15 protein-coding genes and 1 tRNA gene are annotated in these 16,800 nt (G+C 61.5%); 10 read left to right on the forward strand and 6 right to left on the reverse strand.

Annotated features, from left to right (window positions below; translation table 11 throughout):
- The first annotated feature begins 384 nt into the window (after positions 1–384).
- From BUC08_RS02450 to BUC08_RS02470, 5 genes are all read left to right on the forward strand, one after another.
- Complete coding sequence (locus BUC08_RS02450; protein ID WP_234973732.1) at positions 385–1,428, forward strand: M23 family metallopeptidase; 1,044 nt, start codon at positions 385–387, stop codon at positions 1,426–1,428.
- Between the two features lie 307 nt (positions 1,429–1,735).
- The gene (locus tag BUC08_RS02455) at positions 1,736–2,590 is read left to right on the forward strand and encodes a universal stress protein (protein ID WP_037920917.1); all 855 of its coding nucleotides are present in this window, start codon (positions 1,736–1,738) and stop codon (positions 2,588–2,590) included.
- Positions 2,591–2,681: 91 nt separating this feature from the next.
- Entirely contained in the window at positions 2,682–3,095 is a 414-nt protein-coding gene (locus tag BUC08_RS02460; RefSeq protein ID WP_051693835.1) for a c-type cytochrome, read from the forward strand.
- Between the two features lie 360 nt (positions 3,096–3,455).
- On the forward strand, positions 3,456–4,391 hold the full coding sequence (locus BUC08_RS02465) for a pirin family protein (RefSeq protein ID WP_037920915.1): 936 nt from the start codon (positions 3,456–3,458) through the stop codon (positions 4,389–4,391).
- A 134-nt stretch (positions 4,392–4,525) separates the two neighbouring features.
- Positions 4,526–4,602 (forward strand) — tRNA-Asp (locus tag BUC08_RS02470).
- 85 nt (positions 4,603–4,687) lie between these two features.
- Here the strand turns inward: BUC08_RS02470 and BUC08_RS02475 are convergent.
- Positions 4,688–5,404, reverse strand: a complete 717-nt coding sequence (locus tag BUC08_RS02475; RefSeq protein WP_234973733.1) for a hypothetical protein — start codon at positions 5,402–5,404, stop codon at positions 4,688–4,690.
- A 173-nt stretch (positions 5,405–5,577) separates the two neighbouring features.
- On the opposite strand from BUC08_RS02475, the gene BUC08_RS02480 reads away from it, so the two are divergent.
- A complete protein-coding gene (locus BUC08_RS02480) occupies positions 5,578–6,450 on the forward strand; it encodes a glycosyltransferase family 2 protein (RefSeq protein ID WP_037920910.1) in 873 nt (290 codons plus the stop codon).
- Here the strand turns inward: BUC08_RS02480 and BUC08_RS02485 are convergent.
- The 3 genes from BUC08_RS02485 to BUC08_RS02495 form a co-directional block, all read right to left on the reverse strand.
- On the reverse strand, positions 6,447–7,334 hold the full coding sequence (locus tag BUC08_RS02485) for an alpha/beta fold hydrolase (protein WP_037920906.1): 888 nt from the start codon (positions 7,332–7,334) through the stop codon (positions 6,447–6,449). The two genes, BUC08_RS02480 and BUC08_RS02485, sit on opposite strands and share 4 nt — an antisense overlap.
- A gap of 108 nt (positions 7,335–7,442) precedes the next feature.
- On the reverse strand, positions 7,443–8,822 hold the full coding sequence (locus tag BUC08_RS02490) for a M20/M25/M40 family metallo-hydrolase (RefSeq protein WP_037920903.1): 1,380 nt from the start codon (positions 8,820–8,822) through the stop codon (positions 7,443–7,445).
- Positions 8,823–8,879: 57 nt separating this feature from the next.
- A complete protein-coding gene (locus tag BUC08_RS02495; RefSeq protein WP_037920899.1) occupies positions 8,880–9,215 on the reverse strand; it encodes a hypothetical protein in 336 nt (111 codons plus the stop codon).
- A 363-nt stretch (positions 9,216–9,578) separates the two neighbouring features.
- Here BUC08_RS02495 and hemA point away from each other — a divergent pair, with 363 nt between their 5' ends.
- The 3 genes from hemA (at position 9,579) to ispG (ending at position 13,392) form a co-directional block, all read left to right on the forward strand.
- Positions 9,579–10,814 (forward strand): 5-aminolevulinate synthase, encoded by a 1,236-nt coding sequence (hemA, locus tag BUC08_RS02500; RefSeq protein ID WP_037922059.1) that lies wholly within the window; start codon positions 9,579–9,581, stop codon positions 10,812–10,814.
- A 116-nt stretch (positions 10,815–10,930) separates the two neighbouring features.
- Positions 10,931–12,151 carry a helix-turn-helix domain-containing protein gene (locus tag BUC08_RS02505; RefSeq protein WP_037920897.1) on the forward strand — a complete coding sequence of 407 codons (1,221 nt, stop codon included), beginning with the start codon at positions 10,931–10,933 and terminating at the stop codon, positions 12,149–12,151.
- Positions 12,152–12,264: 113 nt separating this feature from the next.
- Entirely contained in the window at positions 12,265–13,392 is a 1,128-nt protein-coding gene (gene ispG / locus BUC08_RS02510) for a flavodoxin-dependent (E)-4-hydroxy-3-methylbut-2-enyl-diphosphate synthase (RefSeq protein WP_037920895.1), read from the forward strand.
- A gap of 85 nt (positions 13,393–13,477) precedes the next feature.
- On the opposite strand, the gene BUC08_RS02515 is transcribed toward ispG, so the two are convergent.
- Together BUC08_RS02515 and BUC08_RS02520 are read right to left on the reverse strand one after the other, a co-directional pair.
- Positions 13,478–14,227 carry a DsbA family protein gene (locus BUC08_RS02515; protein ID WP_037920887.1) on the reverse strand — a complete coding sequence of 250 codons (750 nt, stop codon included), beginning with the start codon at positions 14,225–14,227 and terminating at the stop codon, positions 13,478–13,480.
- Positions 14,228–14,230: 3 nt separating this feature from the next.
- A complete protein-coding gene (locus BUC08_RS02520; protein ID WP_224769740.1) occupies positions 14,231–15,547 on the reverse strand; it encodes a M48 family metalloprotease in 1,317 nt (438 codons plus the stop codon).
- 68 nt (positions 15,548–15,615) lie between these two features.
- Here BUC08_RS02520 and BUC08_RS02525 point away from each other — a divergent pair, with 68 nt between their 5' ends.
- Complete coding sequence (locus BUC08_RS02525; RefSeq protein ID WP_037920881.1) at positions 15,616–16,758, forward strand: pyridoxal phosphate-dependent aminotransferase; 1,143 nt, start codon at positions 15,616–15,618, stop codon at positions 16,756–16,758.
- Positions 16,759–16,800 lie beyond the last annotated feature (42 nt).

The following is a 16,800-nucleotide window of genomic DNA, read 5'->3' on the forward strand; positions in this document are numbered from 1 at the left end:
GCCCTGTGGGCAAGAGGAAAGGCCAAAGCGGTCGCCCGCAACGGAGGCTTTGAGCGGGGTCCAGCCAATTTCGGTCAATTCTCATTGTAAACTGGGGCTTGGCAGAGCAGTAAGCACAGGACACGTAAGGTGGTGGAAGGTGCTTTGTTGATCAGGTTGAGATATTGGACTGCCATGTTCGCCGCTGGTGGGATCGCAATCGGCCTGTCGTACCTTGTCGACACCCCGGCAGAGCATGTCACCGCTCTGCCGGATACGGCCAAAACCGATCAGTCGGGCGACAATTTGATCGCAGACGATCAGAACGCATCGGTTGAAACAGATGCAGATTTCGAGAAACCGACAGCGGCGAAAGACACCGAGACATGGTCACAGGTCGTGGGCATGGGCGACAGCCTGTCAGGACTTCTCGCAAAGGCTGGCCTTGATACGGAAACCAGCCGAGAGGTCATTCTTGCGATCGGGTCCGAATTCGATGTGCGTCATCTGAAGCCAGGGCATCGCCTTGCCCTGGAACTGTCCGACGACGGGCTTCCGCAAACGGCCACACTGGAAATAGACGACGGGTCACGCATCCAGGCGACGTTCGGGAAGGCACCCACTGTCCAGAGGCTGGAGCCTGAACTTGTCAGTGTCCGGCACGCAGGCGAAGCGACGGTCAACAGCTCGATCTTTGCGGCACTTGATGGCGCAGGCATTCCGACGCGGTTCGCGACGGACCTGGAGTTGATCCTGGGAGAGACATTCGACCTGCGGACCCAGCTGGCTGGGGGTGAGCATATTCGCCTGATGTGGCGGGAGCACCACTCCGGAGACCGGGTTGTCGGAGATCCGACCATTGATTTTGCGCAACTCGATCTGGCCGATGGTCGCTATGAAATCCTGTGGCCTGACGACAATTCCCGCCGGACCACGATTTTCAAGGACGGGGAACTCTTGCAGACATTCGACCAACCGATCCGCGGCGCGCGGCTCAGTTCGGCGTTTGGACTAAGGATGCATCCCGTTCACGGGACGGTGCGCATGCACAGCGGACTGGATTTTGCCACAAGACAGGGTGCTGCTGTCGAAGCGACCCAGCGGGGTACGGTCTTGTTCATGGGCAAGCGCAGCGGATACGGAACTGTGGTTGAACTGGATCACGGCAACGGCGTGCAGACGCTTTATGCCCACCTCAGCGCGATGAACGAAAAACTGGAAATTGGCCAGCAAATCGACGCAGGAACACCGATTGGTCGGGCCGGATCGACAGGAACTTCGACGGCACCGCATCTTCACTACGAAATTCGCGTCGACGGCACGCCGGTCTCACCGCTCGCAGACACGCACCTGCACGGCTCTTCCAGCCGAGCGCGCACGAAAAACACTCTTTCGCTCGTTGGGGAAATGCAAACCGAATTGGATCGTTTGCTTGCGTCGCGCGGATAGGTCGCCCAAAGGATCGTGTGGCGGTTTCGGTGTTGGCATTTGGGACGATGCGTGTTCAGCGCGGCCTGCTATGGCATGAAACCTGCGGCGTCAGGCTGACCGAACTGATGCTTATGATACGGGCGTCAGCCCCAACGCGATAAGGGCATAGCATTTTGCGATGTCCTAAAGTTCTTCCAAGAAGACAAAGGCCCGGAACATGTCCGCGTCAGATGCCGCGCCGCGATCCGGCTTCGCCTTTGATCCAGATCAATGCGTGTTTCTTGCGCCACGTCATACTGAGCGAAACCCACAAAGGAACGCTGTCATGAAGAATACGACAATATCAGTTATTCTTGGAGTTGACGCCCAGCCCGCTGATCTGGGCGACCTGAGCCAACAATCGCTCGAAAACAACATACATTTGATCGTGTTGCTGTTGCGCAAGCTGCCCCCTGTGCCTGTGTTCTACATGGGACTGGGTGAGTTCAGCGCCTATTCACTCCCCGAAGGCTGGCAGGCAGACGTGGACAAAGCAAATACCGCTTTGGAAGCGCAGCGCGCGAAGATTTCTCAATACCTGGCCGACCAAGGCGCAAGCGCCGAAGTGCGGGCTGTCTTTGGCGATGCCCCGGGCCTGCGGTCCGCTGTGGCCCATGTCGGCCTGACCTGTGACACCATTATCATAGGGGACGATCTGCGCTCGGATGAGCACCTGTTCAGGGATGTCGTTCACGCAGCTCTTTTCGAGTCCTCCGCCGGGGTGATGCTGAACACATTGGGCAAGGCTGGGGCGCTGCAACCCAAGTCAGCTTTTGTGGCGTGGAAGGCCGGTGTTCCTGCAACGCGTGCCATCCGCGCGGCGCTTCCTGCGCTGCGGACAGCACAGGATGTCACAGTTGCCCTTTTCGATCCGGTCTCAACGGCGTCGCAAGATGGCGAAAACCCCGGCTCTGACGTGGCCGCATGGCTGAACCATCAAGGTTGCACTGTCGTGGTGCAGCAGTACCCAGGCAGCGGTCAGGAAACCGGAACCGCGATCTTGAAGCGCGCCAAGGAAATTGCCGCAGACCTGATTGTCATGGGGGCTTACGGTCATTCCCGTCTGCGCGAAACAGTCTTTGGCGGCACCACCCAAACGCTGATCGAACAACGCGACCGGCCTGTGCTGCTGTGTCATTAACCGAAGCCGATTTTGTGCGCTTGCTGGATCGGAAGTGATTGGCTTTCCAGCAAGGCATAACAATGAACAGTCAAAAAAGGGACTTTATGCAATGCGACACCGTCTGACAGCCATTGCCGGTTTATCCTGCGTTCTCTTGTCAGCTTGTACCGAAGGGCAAATCGGGCATTCTGATGCTGTTCGTGCAGGGCAGCGGATCTATGCAAAAGAATGCGCCGCCTGCCATGGCGCGCATGGCGAAGGCGCGGGGTCTGCAGCATTGGCGTTGGGGACCATACCGCCCGACCTGACCGGGCTTAAGCAACGCAATGATGGGTATTTCCCGCGGGAATTTGTCAGGCGGTTCATCATGGGCCGCCTTGAAAAAGACGACCCTGCTTCTCCCATGCCCGATTTTTCGACCGTAGGGCTGCGCCATGTTTACCCTGACGGAGGCGCAGATGGTGAGGTGCTGGAGACGGATTTCGCAAATCTGCTCGATTACCTCGAAGCGATCCAGGAGTAGGCCGGGTAGACACGATGGGTGGCAGCTGATCGCGAGTTTCCCGCGAAGTGGTGTTGATTCAGTGGAACGCTTTGATCGTCGTCCACCGGTTTGGCGATCCATCTTGGCTGAAGGCAATGGGGTTTTCCGGGCGCGCGCCAGAACAACCCTTGGCGCCGCAGTCCGCCCGTTTCGTGGGCCGATCTTCAGGTACAGCAGGTCCGACCGGCGCGCGCCACTTCGTGGCATGTTGGGTCGGGTGTCTGCGCCTCTCACACCTGGCCGTTATGTGTGAAAATGCACATTAATGGTAAGTAATCGCATATTGTGTGCGAGGCCGCTTGGCCACATCCTGTTCTTACCTTTCATAGGAGAGAACGCATGAGCTGGAACCCCGCACTTGACCCCGAAATTCCCATTGGCGACGCCGTCGATGCGATTGAGACCGTCATCGTGCCCCGTGCGCGCGACCTGGGCGGCTTTGAGGTGCGGCGTGCTTTGCCTGCGCCCAAGCGGCAGATGGTTGGCCCCTTCATCTTTTTTGACCAGATGGGGCCGGCAGAATTTCTGACCGGGCAGGGCATTGATGTGCGCCCGCATCCGCACATCGGGCTGGCGACGGTTACCTATCTCTACAAGGGCAAGATCCATCACCGCGACAGCCTGGGGACCGATCAGTGGATCGAACCCGGCGCGGTCAACTGGATGGTCGCGGGCCATGGCATCACGCATTCGGAACGCGCCGATGGCGATATGCGCAGCGCTCCGCACAGCCTGTTGGGGCTGCAAACTTGGGTGGCCCTGCCCGAGAAGGACGAGGAAGCGGGCGCAAGCTTTGAACACGCGGCAAAGGACGCGCTGCCGCTGCTGGAGGGCGAGGGCAAACAGGTGCGGCTGATTCTGGGCGATGCCTACGGCGCGCGTGCACCGGTCAAAACCTTCTCTGAAACCTTCTATGCCGATGCGCTGCTCGAGGCGGGGGCGTCGATTCCGATGCCGGACAACCATGAGGACCGGGGCCTGTATATCCTGACGGGCGCGGTGACCGTGTCAGGCCAGACGTTCGAAGCGGGGCAGATGCTGGTGTTCCGCCCCGGCGACCGGATCAGCGCCAAGGCAGGCGAGGCTGGTGCGCGTGTGATGTTGTTGGGCGGTGCGACCATGGACGGGCCGCGCCACATCTGGTGGAATTTCGTGGCCTCGTCCAAGGACAAGATCGACGCGGCCAAGGAAGCCTGGCGCGCGGGCGACTGGGCGCACGGCCGATTCAAGCTGCCGCCGAATGACGACAGCGAATTTATCCCCGCGCCGAACTGAGGGCAGGGGGTGCAGGACCGTAAAATCGGGGTGAAAATCGGGGCTTGTGACATTTTTTTAAAATAATTGCCGCAAACCGAAAAACCCCGCTTGACGCTCTGCGCTGTGGGCCATAATACCCCCACACGCAGCGGGCGGTTGTAGCTCAGTTGGTTAGAGTACCGGCCTGTCACGCCGGGGGTCGCGGGTTCGAGCCCCGTCAACCGCGCCACTGCTGCGTAAACAAGGACCCGCCAGAAATGGCGGGTCTTTTGTGTTTCAGCCATACGATACGGGCCGTAGAACTGTGGCGGCGTTCAGTCGTAGGTGTAGCCCAGGGCCGCCTCTTGCGCCAAATCCAGATGCTTGCGCATGAACTTCATCCCGAATGCGCCCATTTTCTTGGGCGTGGCCGGGCGGGCCTCGACCGCTGGTTTAAATTTCGATCCCAACCTTTTGAGAACGGGCGCAAAATCCACTTCGCGTGGGGGCAGGCCCAGTCCGGCGCGCAGGGCGTCCAGCGTCATCTCGGGCGCGCTTTGGGCGTCTTCCATGCGCAGCAGAATCACAGTGCAGTCGCGTTGCAGATAGCTGAGCAATCCGGTCAGCTTGGCGCGGCGCAGCGCGAACAGGTTGGCGAACCGCGCACCGGTCAGCGGGTCGCGGTCGTGTTGCAACGGCTGTCCGACGGCGTCCAGCGGCGCGGTCTTTTCGAAATAGCGCGGACGGTCCACCACAGTGTCCCATTCGGCGCGGATGAATTCGCCAAACTCCAGTGATTGCAGGGCGGGCGTGGTGTGCCACGGCTTCTTGTGCATCGACAGCGCCCAGGCGTCTGCACGCCTCACACAGGCGATCAGCGCGAGGTCGGGGGGGATGGCCGCGGCATGGGGAAAGCCGTGCTTCCATCCCAGCGCCTCGGTCGGGGTCAGGCTGGTGTTGCGCCCCAGCAGCCGTTTGACAAAATTGGTGCCCGAAGACCGTTCGCCCAGCACCTGGAACCGGGTGATCGTGGTGTCGGGGGCGCGACGCACATGCAGGCCGAATGTGGCAAAATTGGCAGGTATCAGCGGTCTGGTCCTTGATCACGGGCAAAATGCGCAATTAACGATTCTCTTGTAGCAGCCAAGCCGTTACGGTGCGAGACAAAGCGCCGTCTGCGAAAAGCAGGCGGGTTGAGAGCAGAAGATCAAGGCAAGGTGACGTGATGCAGACTGTGGCTGTGGTGACAATGGTGCGCGACGATGCGTTTTTCCTCAAGGCATGGCTGCGCCACTACGGCGAGATGTTCGGACGGCAGAATTGCTATGTGATCAACCACGGCTACGGGGAAGAGGTGGCGGAACTGGCCAAGGGGTGCAACATCATCGGCATTCCGGGCGATCCACACAAAAACTTTGACGTCAAACGCTGGAGCCTGCTGAACAACCTGTTTGGCGGGCTGCGCCGTTATTACAACCACGTCATCGTGGGCGATGTGGACGAGCTGGTTGTGGTCGATCCCGACGCGGGCGTGAACCTGTTGCAATGGCTGGAAAAGGCCGAGACGGACCGGGTCTATACCCCTGTCGGGCTGGAGGTGATCCACCGCATCGACATCGAGGACCAGCCCGCCGATGACATGATTCTGGGCCCGCGCAGGCACGTGCGCATCGCGCCGCATTATTCCAAGCCGTCCATCGTCTCGACCCCTGCGAAACTGTCGCGGGGCGGGCATTTTGCGCAATACCCCAAGCTGCACACGCCGGACGAGCTGTATTTGCTGCACCTGAAGTTCTGCGATTTCGGCGCCTACACCGGGGCCATGGACCGCCGCAACGCCGTCAGTGCCGAGGTTGGCGTGGGCTTCAAACAGGCCAGCATCGGGCGGCACTGGTTCGCCGAGGCGCGCGGCGAGGACCGCGAAGTGTTCGAGGGGTTTGCCGAGCTGCCGATGCAGGAGGGCTTTGATTTGCGCCCGGTCCGCCGCAAGATGCACCGCAGTTTCAAGGCGCGCGGCGACACGGGGTATTTCGAATTCGACCGTCCGAACTACAAGGGGCAATACCTGCTGCCCGAGCGGTTCAGCGGCATATTCTAAGCGGCGTCCGGCTGCGCTTTCAAAAGAAATTCCAATATCTTGTCAGCCGTTTCCGAGGGATATTGATCGGGAAAGAAATGCCCGCCCGGCAGGCTGTCGACCTGCATGTTCGACAGCCGGTTCACCCATGTGGCACCGACATCATAGTGCTTGGCCATCACCCCGTTGGCCCCGCTGAGCACCAGCGCGGGACAGGTTACCCTGCGGCCCAGATCGGCAGCGTCCAACGCCATGTCGTGATCAATCGCCGCGCGATAGTCGTCGCACATTGCGCGGATCGTCTCGGGGTCGCGCCAGGCCGTGCGGTATTGCTCCAATGCCTCTGGGTCAAAGCTGTTCAGCGCGCCCTTGCCCCAGCCGGTCAGGCAGTATTCGAAATATGCGTCCGGGTCGTGGCCGATCATGGTTTCGGGCATCGGCGCGGGCTGGGCCAGAAAGAACCAGTGATAATAGGCGCGCGCGACCTGTTGTTGCAGGTCGCTTAGCAGCAGGTGGGTGGGTACGATGTCCATCAAGGTCAGCGACCGGATGGCGTCCGGGTGATCCAGCGCCGCGCGGTGCGACGTGCGCGCGCCGCGGTCGTGGCCCACAAGGTGAAAGCTGTCGAACCCCAGATGCGCCATCAGGGCCACCTGATCGGCGGCCATCTCGCGGAAGCTGTAGTTTTCGCTGCCTTGCGGTTTCGAACTGGCGCCATAGCCGCGCAGGTCGGCGGCGACGGTGGTAAATTGCTGCGCCAATGTGGGTGCAATGCCGTGCCACATGGCGTGGGTCTGCGGAAAGCCGTGCAACAGCAGCAACGGCGGGCCGCTGCCCGCCATGGTGTAGTGGATGCGCTGGCCGTTTACGTCGGCGGTGGCGCTGGTAAAGCCCTTGATGGTCATCGCTATGCCCTTCATGTCTGCGGGGACCCACCGCATTTGTCGGTGCAGTGGGGGCCAGCCCCCACACCCACGGAGTTTATCCGGCAAGATGAAGGGGCGGGGCGGTGTTTACTTGCTGAGCGCGTCCAGGATGCGGACCCAGCTGCGCATGCCCTTGTGGAAGCTTTCCATGTCGTATTTTTCGTTGGGCGAATGGATCTGGTCGTCGTCCTTGCCAAAGCCGATCAGCATCGGGGTGGTGTCCACCAGGTTCTGGAAATGCCCCGCAATCGGGATCGAACCGCCGCAGCCGATGTAGGCGGCGGGCACCTGCCATTCGTCGCTGAGCGCCTGACGCGCAGCCTCGAACGCCGGATCGTCCGTTTCGAACATCGACGCGCGGCCGTTGCTGTGGCCTTTGAACTTGACGGAACAGTCGGCGGGCAGGGCGTCCTGCACCATCTTGCGGAAGCTGTCGCGGATGGCATCGGGGTCCTGATCGCCCACGAGGCGGAACGAGATCTTGGCATGGGCTTGCGATGGCAGCACGGTTTTGAACCCCGCGCCGGTGTAGCCGCCCCAGATGCCGTTGACCTCGCAGGTCGGGCGCGACCAGATCATCTCGATGGGCGTGCGGTCCTGTTCGCCTGCGGGCACCGACAGGCCCACGTCTTCGAGAAACGCGGCATGATCAAAGGACAGGCCCTGCCACTGCGCGCGCAATTCGTCGGGCAGTTCGGGCACGCCGTCGTAAAAGCCGGGCAGGGTGACGCGGCCCTGATCGTCGTGCAAGCCTGCAAGGATCTTGCTGAGCACGCGGATCGGGTTGATCGACACGCCGCCATACATGCCGGAATGCAAATCTTTGCTGGGGCCGGTGATCGTCAATTCGTCGCCCATCATCCCGCGCAGCATGGTGACGATGCCCGGTGTCTTGCTTTCGAACAGGCCGGTGTCGCAGATCAGCGCAAAGTCGGCGGACAGCTCGTCGGCGTTCTCTTTCATGAAGGGCACCAGCGACGGCGAGCCTGATTCTTCCTCGCCTTCGAAGAAGAACGTGATGCGGCAGGGCAGGGTGCCGTTCACGGCCTTCCACGCGCGGCAGGCCTCGACGAATGTCATCAGCTGGCCCTTGTCGTCGGCAGCGCCACGGCCACGGATCACCTTACCCTTGGGGGTGTCTTCGACCTGCGGATCAAAGGGGTCGCGGTCCCACAATTCCAGCGGGTCAACCGGCTGCACGTCGTAGTGGCCGTAGAACAGCAGGTGCGGCCCGTTGCCGTCTCCGTCCACATGGCCCACAACCATCGGGTGCCCGGGTGTGGTGCGTTTGGTGGCGTCGACGCCGATGCTTTGCAGGTCGGCCACCAGCCAGTCGGCGGCGGTGTCGCAGTTGTCGGCATAGGCCGGATCGGTCGAAATCGACGGGATGCGCAGCAGTTCCAGCAGACGGTCGGTGGCTTGGGACAGGTTGGCGTCGATATGGGCGAGCGTGGCGTCGAGAGACATGGGGGTTCCTTGCAAATGCGAGATTTGCAAGGACCGTATCAGCCAGCGGCGCAGTGTCTAGTGCTCGAGACAGACCAGCGCGAAACCGGCCAGCACCAGCACAGCACCACCCATTTGTGTCAGGCTGATGCTGCTGTGCGCCCAGCTGGCATAGGCCAGCACCAGCAGCGTTTCGGTCACCACGATGCCCAGGTAGACCAGCGGCAGGCTGGCGTGCCGCAGCAAGGCGATCTCGGCCAAGGCGGCCCCGGTTAGTCCCAGCCCTATGATTGCGAAACTGAGCGCGGGCGGGGATTGCGTGGAAAGCTTCATTCCGATTGTGGCCAGCGCGTAGCCGCTGGCTGTGATGGTCATTAGAAACAGTGCGGGAAACAGGGCAAGAGACGTGTTCATAAAAATGACTTTCCTAAAAACAAACGGGTCCGGTGTGCGGGTGCAAGGCGGCAAGGCGCTGCGCAATGATGCAGCGCGCCCGGATTGCGAAGCGATAATTGCTGTCACCGGTCTGTGCCCCAGCGTCCAACGCTGGTTTCACAAAGTCATGGTGAACTATTCGCGATTTTTCGCAGAGTCAGGTAATCCATACTTCATAAAGCGGACCGGTCGGGTCATTTGATCTGGATCAACGCTGCGACATCGTGCGCAGGGCATATGCATTGAAAACAGGGGCGGTAATCTGTAATCGTTCCAAATACCCGACAAATGGGGCATGATAATGTCATGCATCGTCGCCCCAACGACCAGGAGTTTCCTTTCGTGGACCACACCAAGGACTATGCCGCGCAGCTGGATGCCGCACTGAACCGACTGCATGAAGAAGGCCGCTATCGCACCTTCATTGACATCGAACGCCGCAATGGCCAGTTTCCCCATGCGGTGCGCACGCGCGGTGACGGTTCCGAGCAGGATATTACCGTGTGGTGTGGCAACGACTATCTGGGTATGGGACAGCATCCGGTCGTATTGCAGGCCATGCACGAGGCGATTGACGCCACCGGTGCAGGCTCGGGCGGGACGCGCAACATCTCCGGCACCACGGTCTATCACAAGCGGCTCGAGGCGGAACTGGCCGACCTGCACGGCAAGGCGCAGGCGCTGTTGTTCACATCGGCCTATATTGCCAACGATGCGACGCTCAGCACATTGCCCAAGCTGTTTCCGGGTCTGATTATCTATTCCGACGCGCTGAACCACGCCTCGATGATCGAAGGCGTGCGCCGCAATGGCGGGGCCAAGCGCATTTTCCGCCACAACGACGTCGCCCACCTGCGCGAATTGCTCGAAGCGGACGATCCGGCAGCACCCAAGCTGATTGCATTCGAATCCATCTATTCGATGGACGGCGATTTCGGCCCGATCAGGGAAATCTGCGATCTGGCGGAAGAGTTCGGCGCACTTACCTATCTGGACGAAGTGCACGCCGTCGGCATGTATGGCCCGCGCGGTGGCGGTGTGGCCGAACGCGACGGGCTGATGGACCGTGTGGACATCATCAACGGCACCCTGGCCAAGGCTTATGGCGTTATGGGCGGCTATATCGCCGCCAGCGAACGCATGTGCGACGCGATCCGGTCCTATGCGCCCGGTTTCATCTTTACCACCTCGCTGCCGCCTGCGGTCGCAGCAGGGGCGGCGGCCTCGGTTGCCTTTTTGAAGACCGCGCCAGAGCTGCGCGAGGCGCACCAGTTGCAGGCGCGCATCCTGAAAATGCGGCTCAAGGGGCTGGGCCTGCCGATTATTGATCACGGCACCCACATCGTGCCGGTGATCGTCGGCAATCCGGCGCACACCAAGCTGCTGTCCGACATGCTGCTGGAAGATCATGGCATCTATGTCCAGCCGATCAACTACCCAACCGTGCCCCGCGGCACCGAGCGTTTGCGGTTCACGCCGTCGCCGGTTCATGGTCCGCGCGAGCTGGATGCATTGGTCAAGGCAATGGACGCCCTGTGGTCACATTGTGCGCTGAATCGCGCCGAATTGTCTGCCTGACATCACAGGTAGGTGAATTATATATTGCCATGTGTTAAGCTGTGTTTAACAACAACCTTGCGTCGAATCGGGCATCAGACGCAGGGTCCAAGAAACGAGTAACACGGGGCGAGGGTATGATCGGGCGGAAGACTCCCAAGATCATTGAAGAGAACGCTGAACCGAAAGGTTTTGACGATTTCGAGTTGCGCCTTGGTGATGTCATGCGCGGCGAACGCGCCACGCTGGGCAAATCGTTGCTGGACGTACAGCGCGAACTGCGGATCAAGGCCAGCTATATCGCGGCCATCGAAAACACCGATCCCACTGCATTCGACACGCCCGGCTTTATCGCAGGTTATGTGCGCTCTTATGCCCGCTATCTGGATATGGACCCTGACCGCGCCTTTGCCGCCTTTTGCGCCGAAAGCGGGTTCTCGGTGGCCCATGGCATGTCTGCCGCCGCATCTGTCGTCAAAAAGCCCAGCCGCGAGGACCGCCTTGCGCGTGACCGTGGCACCAACGATATCTTTTCCGCGCCCAGCACGCCGTTCGTGCCCACGGGCGAGAGATTCTTCAGCCGCATTGAGCCCGGTGCCATCGGATCGTCGCTGGTCCTGATCGCCCTGATCAGCGCCATCGGCTTTGGCGGCTATTCGGTCCTGCAAGAAGTTCAGCGCGTACAGGTCTCGCCGGTGGATCAGACCCCGGTTGTGATGTCGGACCTTGACCCGCTGCAGGGCGCTTCGGTTCAACAGCCCGGCCTTGATGGTACGGGCGAGACCTCGCCTTCGGCATTGGATACTCCGCGCATCGAGGCGTTGGACCGGCTCTATCGCCCGCAGGCGCTGGACGTGCCTGTGCTGGTGGCCCGCGACGCGCCCATTGCCACCATCGATCCGCGTTCTGTTGGCAACTTTGCCCAAAATCCGGGTCGTGAGGCACCGGTCGTGGCAGAGGCGGAGCCGCTGAAATCGGAAACACCTTCGGTGCCGCAAGTGGTCGAGGAACAGGTGCCCTCGCTGCAAATGGTCGCTGTGCGCCCGTCCTGGGTGCGTGTGCGCGGGGCTGATGGCACCGTGATCTACGAAACCGTGATGCAGCCCGGCGACACATGGACCGCACCCGCAACCGAGGAACCGCCCGTGTTGCGGACCGGCGAAAGCGGTGCGATCTATTTCGCGATGAACGGCAAGTTCTACGGCCCCGTTGGCCCCAACGGCGCGGTCACCTCGAACCTGCCGCTGGAGATTGCGGGCCTGCAGGAAACCTATCTGCCGGTCGATATCAACACCGACTCGGGCCTCGTGCGCTATGCCGAAGCCACTGCGACCGCGCAGACCGTTCTGCCGGACTGATCCATTCCGACAATTCACCGCTGGTCACGGGCTTTGCCTGCGGCTGGCGGTTGCGCAAGCCCTGCACAGCGCATAGGTCTGTCGGTGAACCGATAGCCGAAAAGAGGCGCGACATGTCGCTCAATCACATCCGTCCCTGGCGCAACATCTACCGCCGTGAAAGCCGTCAGATCATGGTGGGCAACGTGCCCGTGGGTGGCGGTGCGCCGATCACCGTGCAGACCATGACCAACACGCTGACCACTGACGTGGCGGGCACGCTGGCCCAGATCGAAGCGGCCACCGAGGCCGGTGCCGATATCGTGCGGGTGTCCGTTCCCGACGAGGACAGCGCGCGGGCGATGAAAGAGATTTGTGCCAACTCCCCGGTGCCGATCGTGGCCGACATCCATTTCCACTACAAACGCGGTATCGAGGCTGCCGAGGCAGGGGCCGCCTGTCTGCGCATCAATCCGGGTAACATCGGTTCGCAAGAACGGGTCAAGGAAGTGATCCGCGCCGCGCGCGACAACAACTGCTCGATCCGCATCGGCGTGAACGCGGGCAGTCTGGAAAAGCACCTGTTGGACAAATACGGCGAGCCGACCCCCGACGCGATGGTCGAATCCGGTCTGGATCACATCAAGATTTTGCAAGACAACGACTTTCACGAATTCAAGATCAGCTGCAAGGCCTCTGACGTGTTCATGGCCGCCGCCGCCTATCAGCAACTGGCCGAGGCCACGGACGCACCCATTCACCTTGGCATCACCGAGGCGGGCGGGCTGACGTCGGGCACGATCAAATCGGCCATCGGGCTGGGCAACCTTTTGTGGATGGGCATTGGTGACACGATCCGCGTCAGCCTGTCCGCCGATCCGGTGGAAGAAATCAAGGTCGGCTATGAAATCCTGAAATCGCTGGGCCTGCGCCACCGCGGGGTCAACATCATCAGTTGCCCCAGTTGCGCGCGTCAGGGCTTTGACGTGATCAAGACCGTCGAAATCCTCGAAGACCGCCTGTCCCATATCAAGACCCCGATGAGCCTCAGCATCATCGGCTGCGTGGTCAATGGCCCCGGCGAGGCGTTGATGACCGACGTGGGCTTTACCGGCGGTGGCAACGGGGCGGGGATGGTCTATCTTGCGGGCAAACAGTCCCACAAACAGTCCAACGCCGACATGATCGAACACATCGTCGAACAGGTCGAGAAAAAGGCAGAGGAGCTTGCCGCAGCCGAGGCCGCCGAAGCCGCGGAATAACGGCGGGTCTTTTGGCCGAAGTTATCCCGGCGGAGTGTCAACGGCGCGGGGGCAGCGCCCCCGCAACCTGAGTCAAATCAAACGCTTAGCCGCGCTTTTCTTCCACCAGTTGCATCATCTGGTCATAGGGCAGATAGCCGCGCAGCATTTCGTCGTGCATCACGAAAGTGGGCGTGCCGGTGATCTGCAACCGCTGTGCCAGCGCGCGCGTGTCGGCAATCCGTTGCGTCACCTCGTCCGCGTCCATGCCTGCCACGATCTTGTCGGCGTCAAAGCCCAGCGTGCTGGCCAGACGGCTCATCACTTCCTCGCTCAGATCGCCGTTCATTGTCATCAGCGCATCGTTCAGCGCGTGATAGGCTTCGGGGCCTTCGTTGATCAGCGTCGAGATCGCAAAGCGCGAGGCCAGCAGCGATTGCTCGCCCAGGATCGGGAATTCCTTGACGATCAGTCGGATGTTGCCGTCGGTTTCCAGCAGCTTGGCCACTTCGCCGTGGGCGCGTTTGCAGTAACCGCATTTGTAATCGAGGAACTCCACCAGCGTGATGTCGCCATCTGGATTGCCACCGACAAAGGAATAGCCGTCGTCAAAAATTGCATCTGCATTGTCCGAAACCATGGTCAGGTCGGCCTGTTCCTGTGCGGCCGCCTGTTGTTGTTCCAGCAGGTTGACCGCTTCCATGATCACTTGCGGGTTCTCCAGCAGGTAGGCGCGCACTTGCTCACCGAAATCCTGACGCTCGCTGTCGGACATGGCCGAAATGTCAAAGGCCGCCGCTGGCATGGCAAGCGTCACGGTGGCCGCAGCAGCGGCAAGAAGGCGGTTGATCGTCATGGATTATCTCCGTTTTTTGCGTTTTTCGGCGCGTTCACTGGCAATCAACACATCCTGTGCCCGTTGCCAAGGGCCCGATCCCGTGGCCAGCAGACCGCTGGCGCGTTTGGCGTGAATTCCGGCGTCTTCCATCCGGCCTGACAGGGCATAGCGTTCGGCAGTCACCAGAGCCGCCATACCGTTCTGGCCCGATTTGGCATAGGCCACCGACAGATCGCGCAGCATGGTGCCGTCGCGGAAATCTATCACGCGGGCCTGTTCCAACGTGGTGCGCGCCGCCGTCACATTGCCCGTCGCCAACAGCGCGCGGCCATAGCCTGCAAGCAACAGCGCGTCGCGGGGCGACAGTTTCACGGCCTGTCCATAAGCCGCGACCGCGCTCTGGAACTGGCGTGCATCCATCAGGATGTCGCCTTTGGCTGCGTGAAAGAACGGGTCGCCGGGCCGCGTGGCGATGGCGTTGTCGATGGCGCGCAGGGCCTGTTTCGTGCGCGACTGGCGGGATTCCGCAACAGCCTCACGCAGGAATGCGACATCTTTGTACCCGCTCTCGCCTGTGCGTTTCAGCGTCCATTTGGGGGCGCGGGTGTGGGCGCTGATCTTGCCCTTGACCCGCGCGAACCAATAGGCGGCCGTCGGGTTCGGCGCGACACCCGTGCCATAGGCCGCGACAAAAGCCTCCATCGCGCGCAGCCGGTCACGTGACAACGGGTGCGAACGGGCATAGGGGTCCTGGCGCGCCTCTGACAGCACGTCCTGGCCGCGAAACAGCTCCATCACTTCGAGAAAGCCGCGCGGATCGGCTCCGGCGGCGCGCATGAACCGCACGCCTGACTGATCGGCAGAGGATTCCTCGGCCCGTGTGTGCTTTAGAAAAGCCCGTTGCACCGCGGATTGAGAGCCGATTGCCAGACCGGCAGCCGCATCGCCACCGCCCGCCGCCGCCGCCACGGCAGCCAGCGCAAGGCCCAGGCCCGCCAGCGTGCGCGCGTTGCCCAGGTTGGTCATCCGCCGCGTGATGTGACCATTGGCGATATGGGCCGCCTCATGGGCCAGCACCGCTTGCAGCATTTCGGCAGAGGTGGCGCGGTTGATAAGACCGTGATTGATAAAAATCACATCGTTGCTGACGACAAAAGCGTTCAGATTGCCGTCGTTCACCACCAGCACCTTGACCTGCGCGGGGCTGAGCCCTGCGGCCCGCAGGATGGGTGAGGCCAGTTGCGCCAGCCCGTATTCCACATCCGCATCGCGCAACAATTCGATCGCGCGCGCCGGTTGTGCCAGCAGCAAGGCCAGGGCCAGGACAATTGCCCCCATTGACGACAGGGATGAACCCCTATGAAAAGCACCAGAATTCCACATTCGTGCAGAATAGGAGACAAGTGATGAAAACCTCAAGACGCAGCGCCGTTGATCCCTTTATCGTGATGGACGTGATGGAGGCCGCGCGCGCCGCCGAGGACGCAGGTCGCCACATCATCCACATGGAGGTCGGCCAGCCCGGCACAGGCGCGCCGCGCGCGGCCACCGACGCGCTGGCGCGGGCGATGAATGCGGGACCGTTGGGCTATACCGTCGCACTTGGCCTGCCTGCGCTGCGGGCGCGCATCGCGCGGATGTATGGCGAATGGTACAACGTCGATCTGGACCCGGCGCGGGTGGTGGTGACTTCGGGCTCCTCGGGGGGCTTTATCCTGGCGTTTACAGCCCTTTTTGACACCGGCGACCGCGTGGCAATCGGCGCACCGGGCTATCCCAGCTACCGCCAGATCCTGCGGGCGCTGGATTTGCAGGCGGTTGATCTGCCCACGGCACCGCAGAATCGCTATCAACCGGTGCCTGCGGATTTTGCCGATATGGACATCGCAGGGCTGATGGTGGCCTCGCCTGCGAATCCCACGGGGACCATGCTGGACCACGCGGCGATGGGCGCGCTGATCGAGGCGACCCATGCCAAGGGTGCCTCGTTCATCAGTGACGAGATTTACCACGGCATCGAATACGAGGCCAAGGCGGTGACGGCACTTGAACTGACGGACGAGGCCTATGTGATCAACTCGTTCTCGAAGTATTTTTCGATGACCGGCTGGCGCGTTGGCTGGATGGTGGTGCCGCCCGATCACGTGCGGGTCGTGGAGCGTCTGGCGCAGAACATGTTCATCTGCGCGCCCCATGCGGCACAGGTCGCGGCGCTGGCTGCGATGGACTGCGAAGACGAGTTGCAGGCTAACATGGATGTCTATCGCGCCAACCGCGCGCTGATGCTGGATGGTCTGCCCGCGGCAGGCTTCACAAAGATCGCTCCGCCTGATGGTGCGTTTTACGTCTATGCCGATGTGTCGGACCTGACCGACGACAGCCGTGCGCTGGCTGCCGATATCCTGGAACGGGCGGGGGTTGCGGTGACGCCGGGGCTGGATTTCGACCCGTTGCGCGGCCACCACACCCTGCGGTTCTCTTACGCCCGCAGCACCACGGACATTGCCGAAGGCCTGAACCGGCTCAAGGCCTATATGGATGCGCGCTAACTCTGGTGCCTGCGGGATGGCTGGGCTAGTCTGCCGCCAACG

Source organism: Pseudosulfitobacter pseudonitzschiae, from assembly GCF_900129395.1.
In the GTDB taxonomy this organism is placed as follows: domain Bacteria; phylum Pseudomonadota; class Alphaproteobacteria; order Rhodobacterales; family Rhodobacteraceae; genus Pseudosulfitobacter; species Pseudosulfitobacter pseudonitzschiae.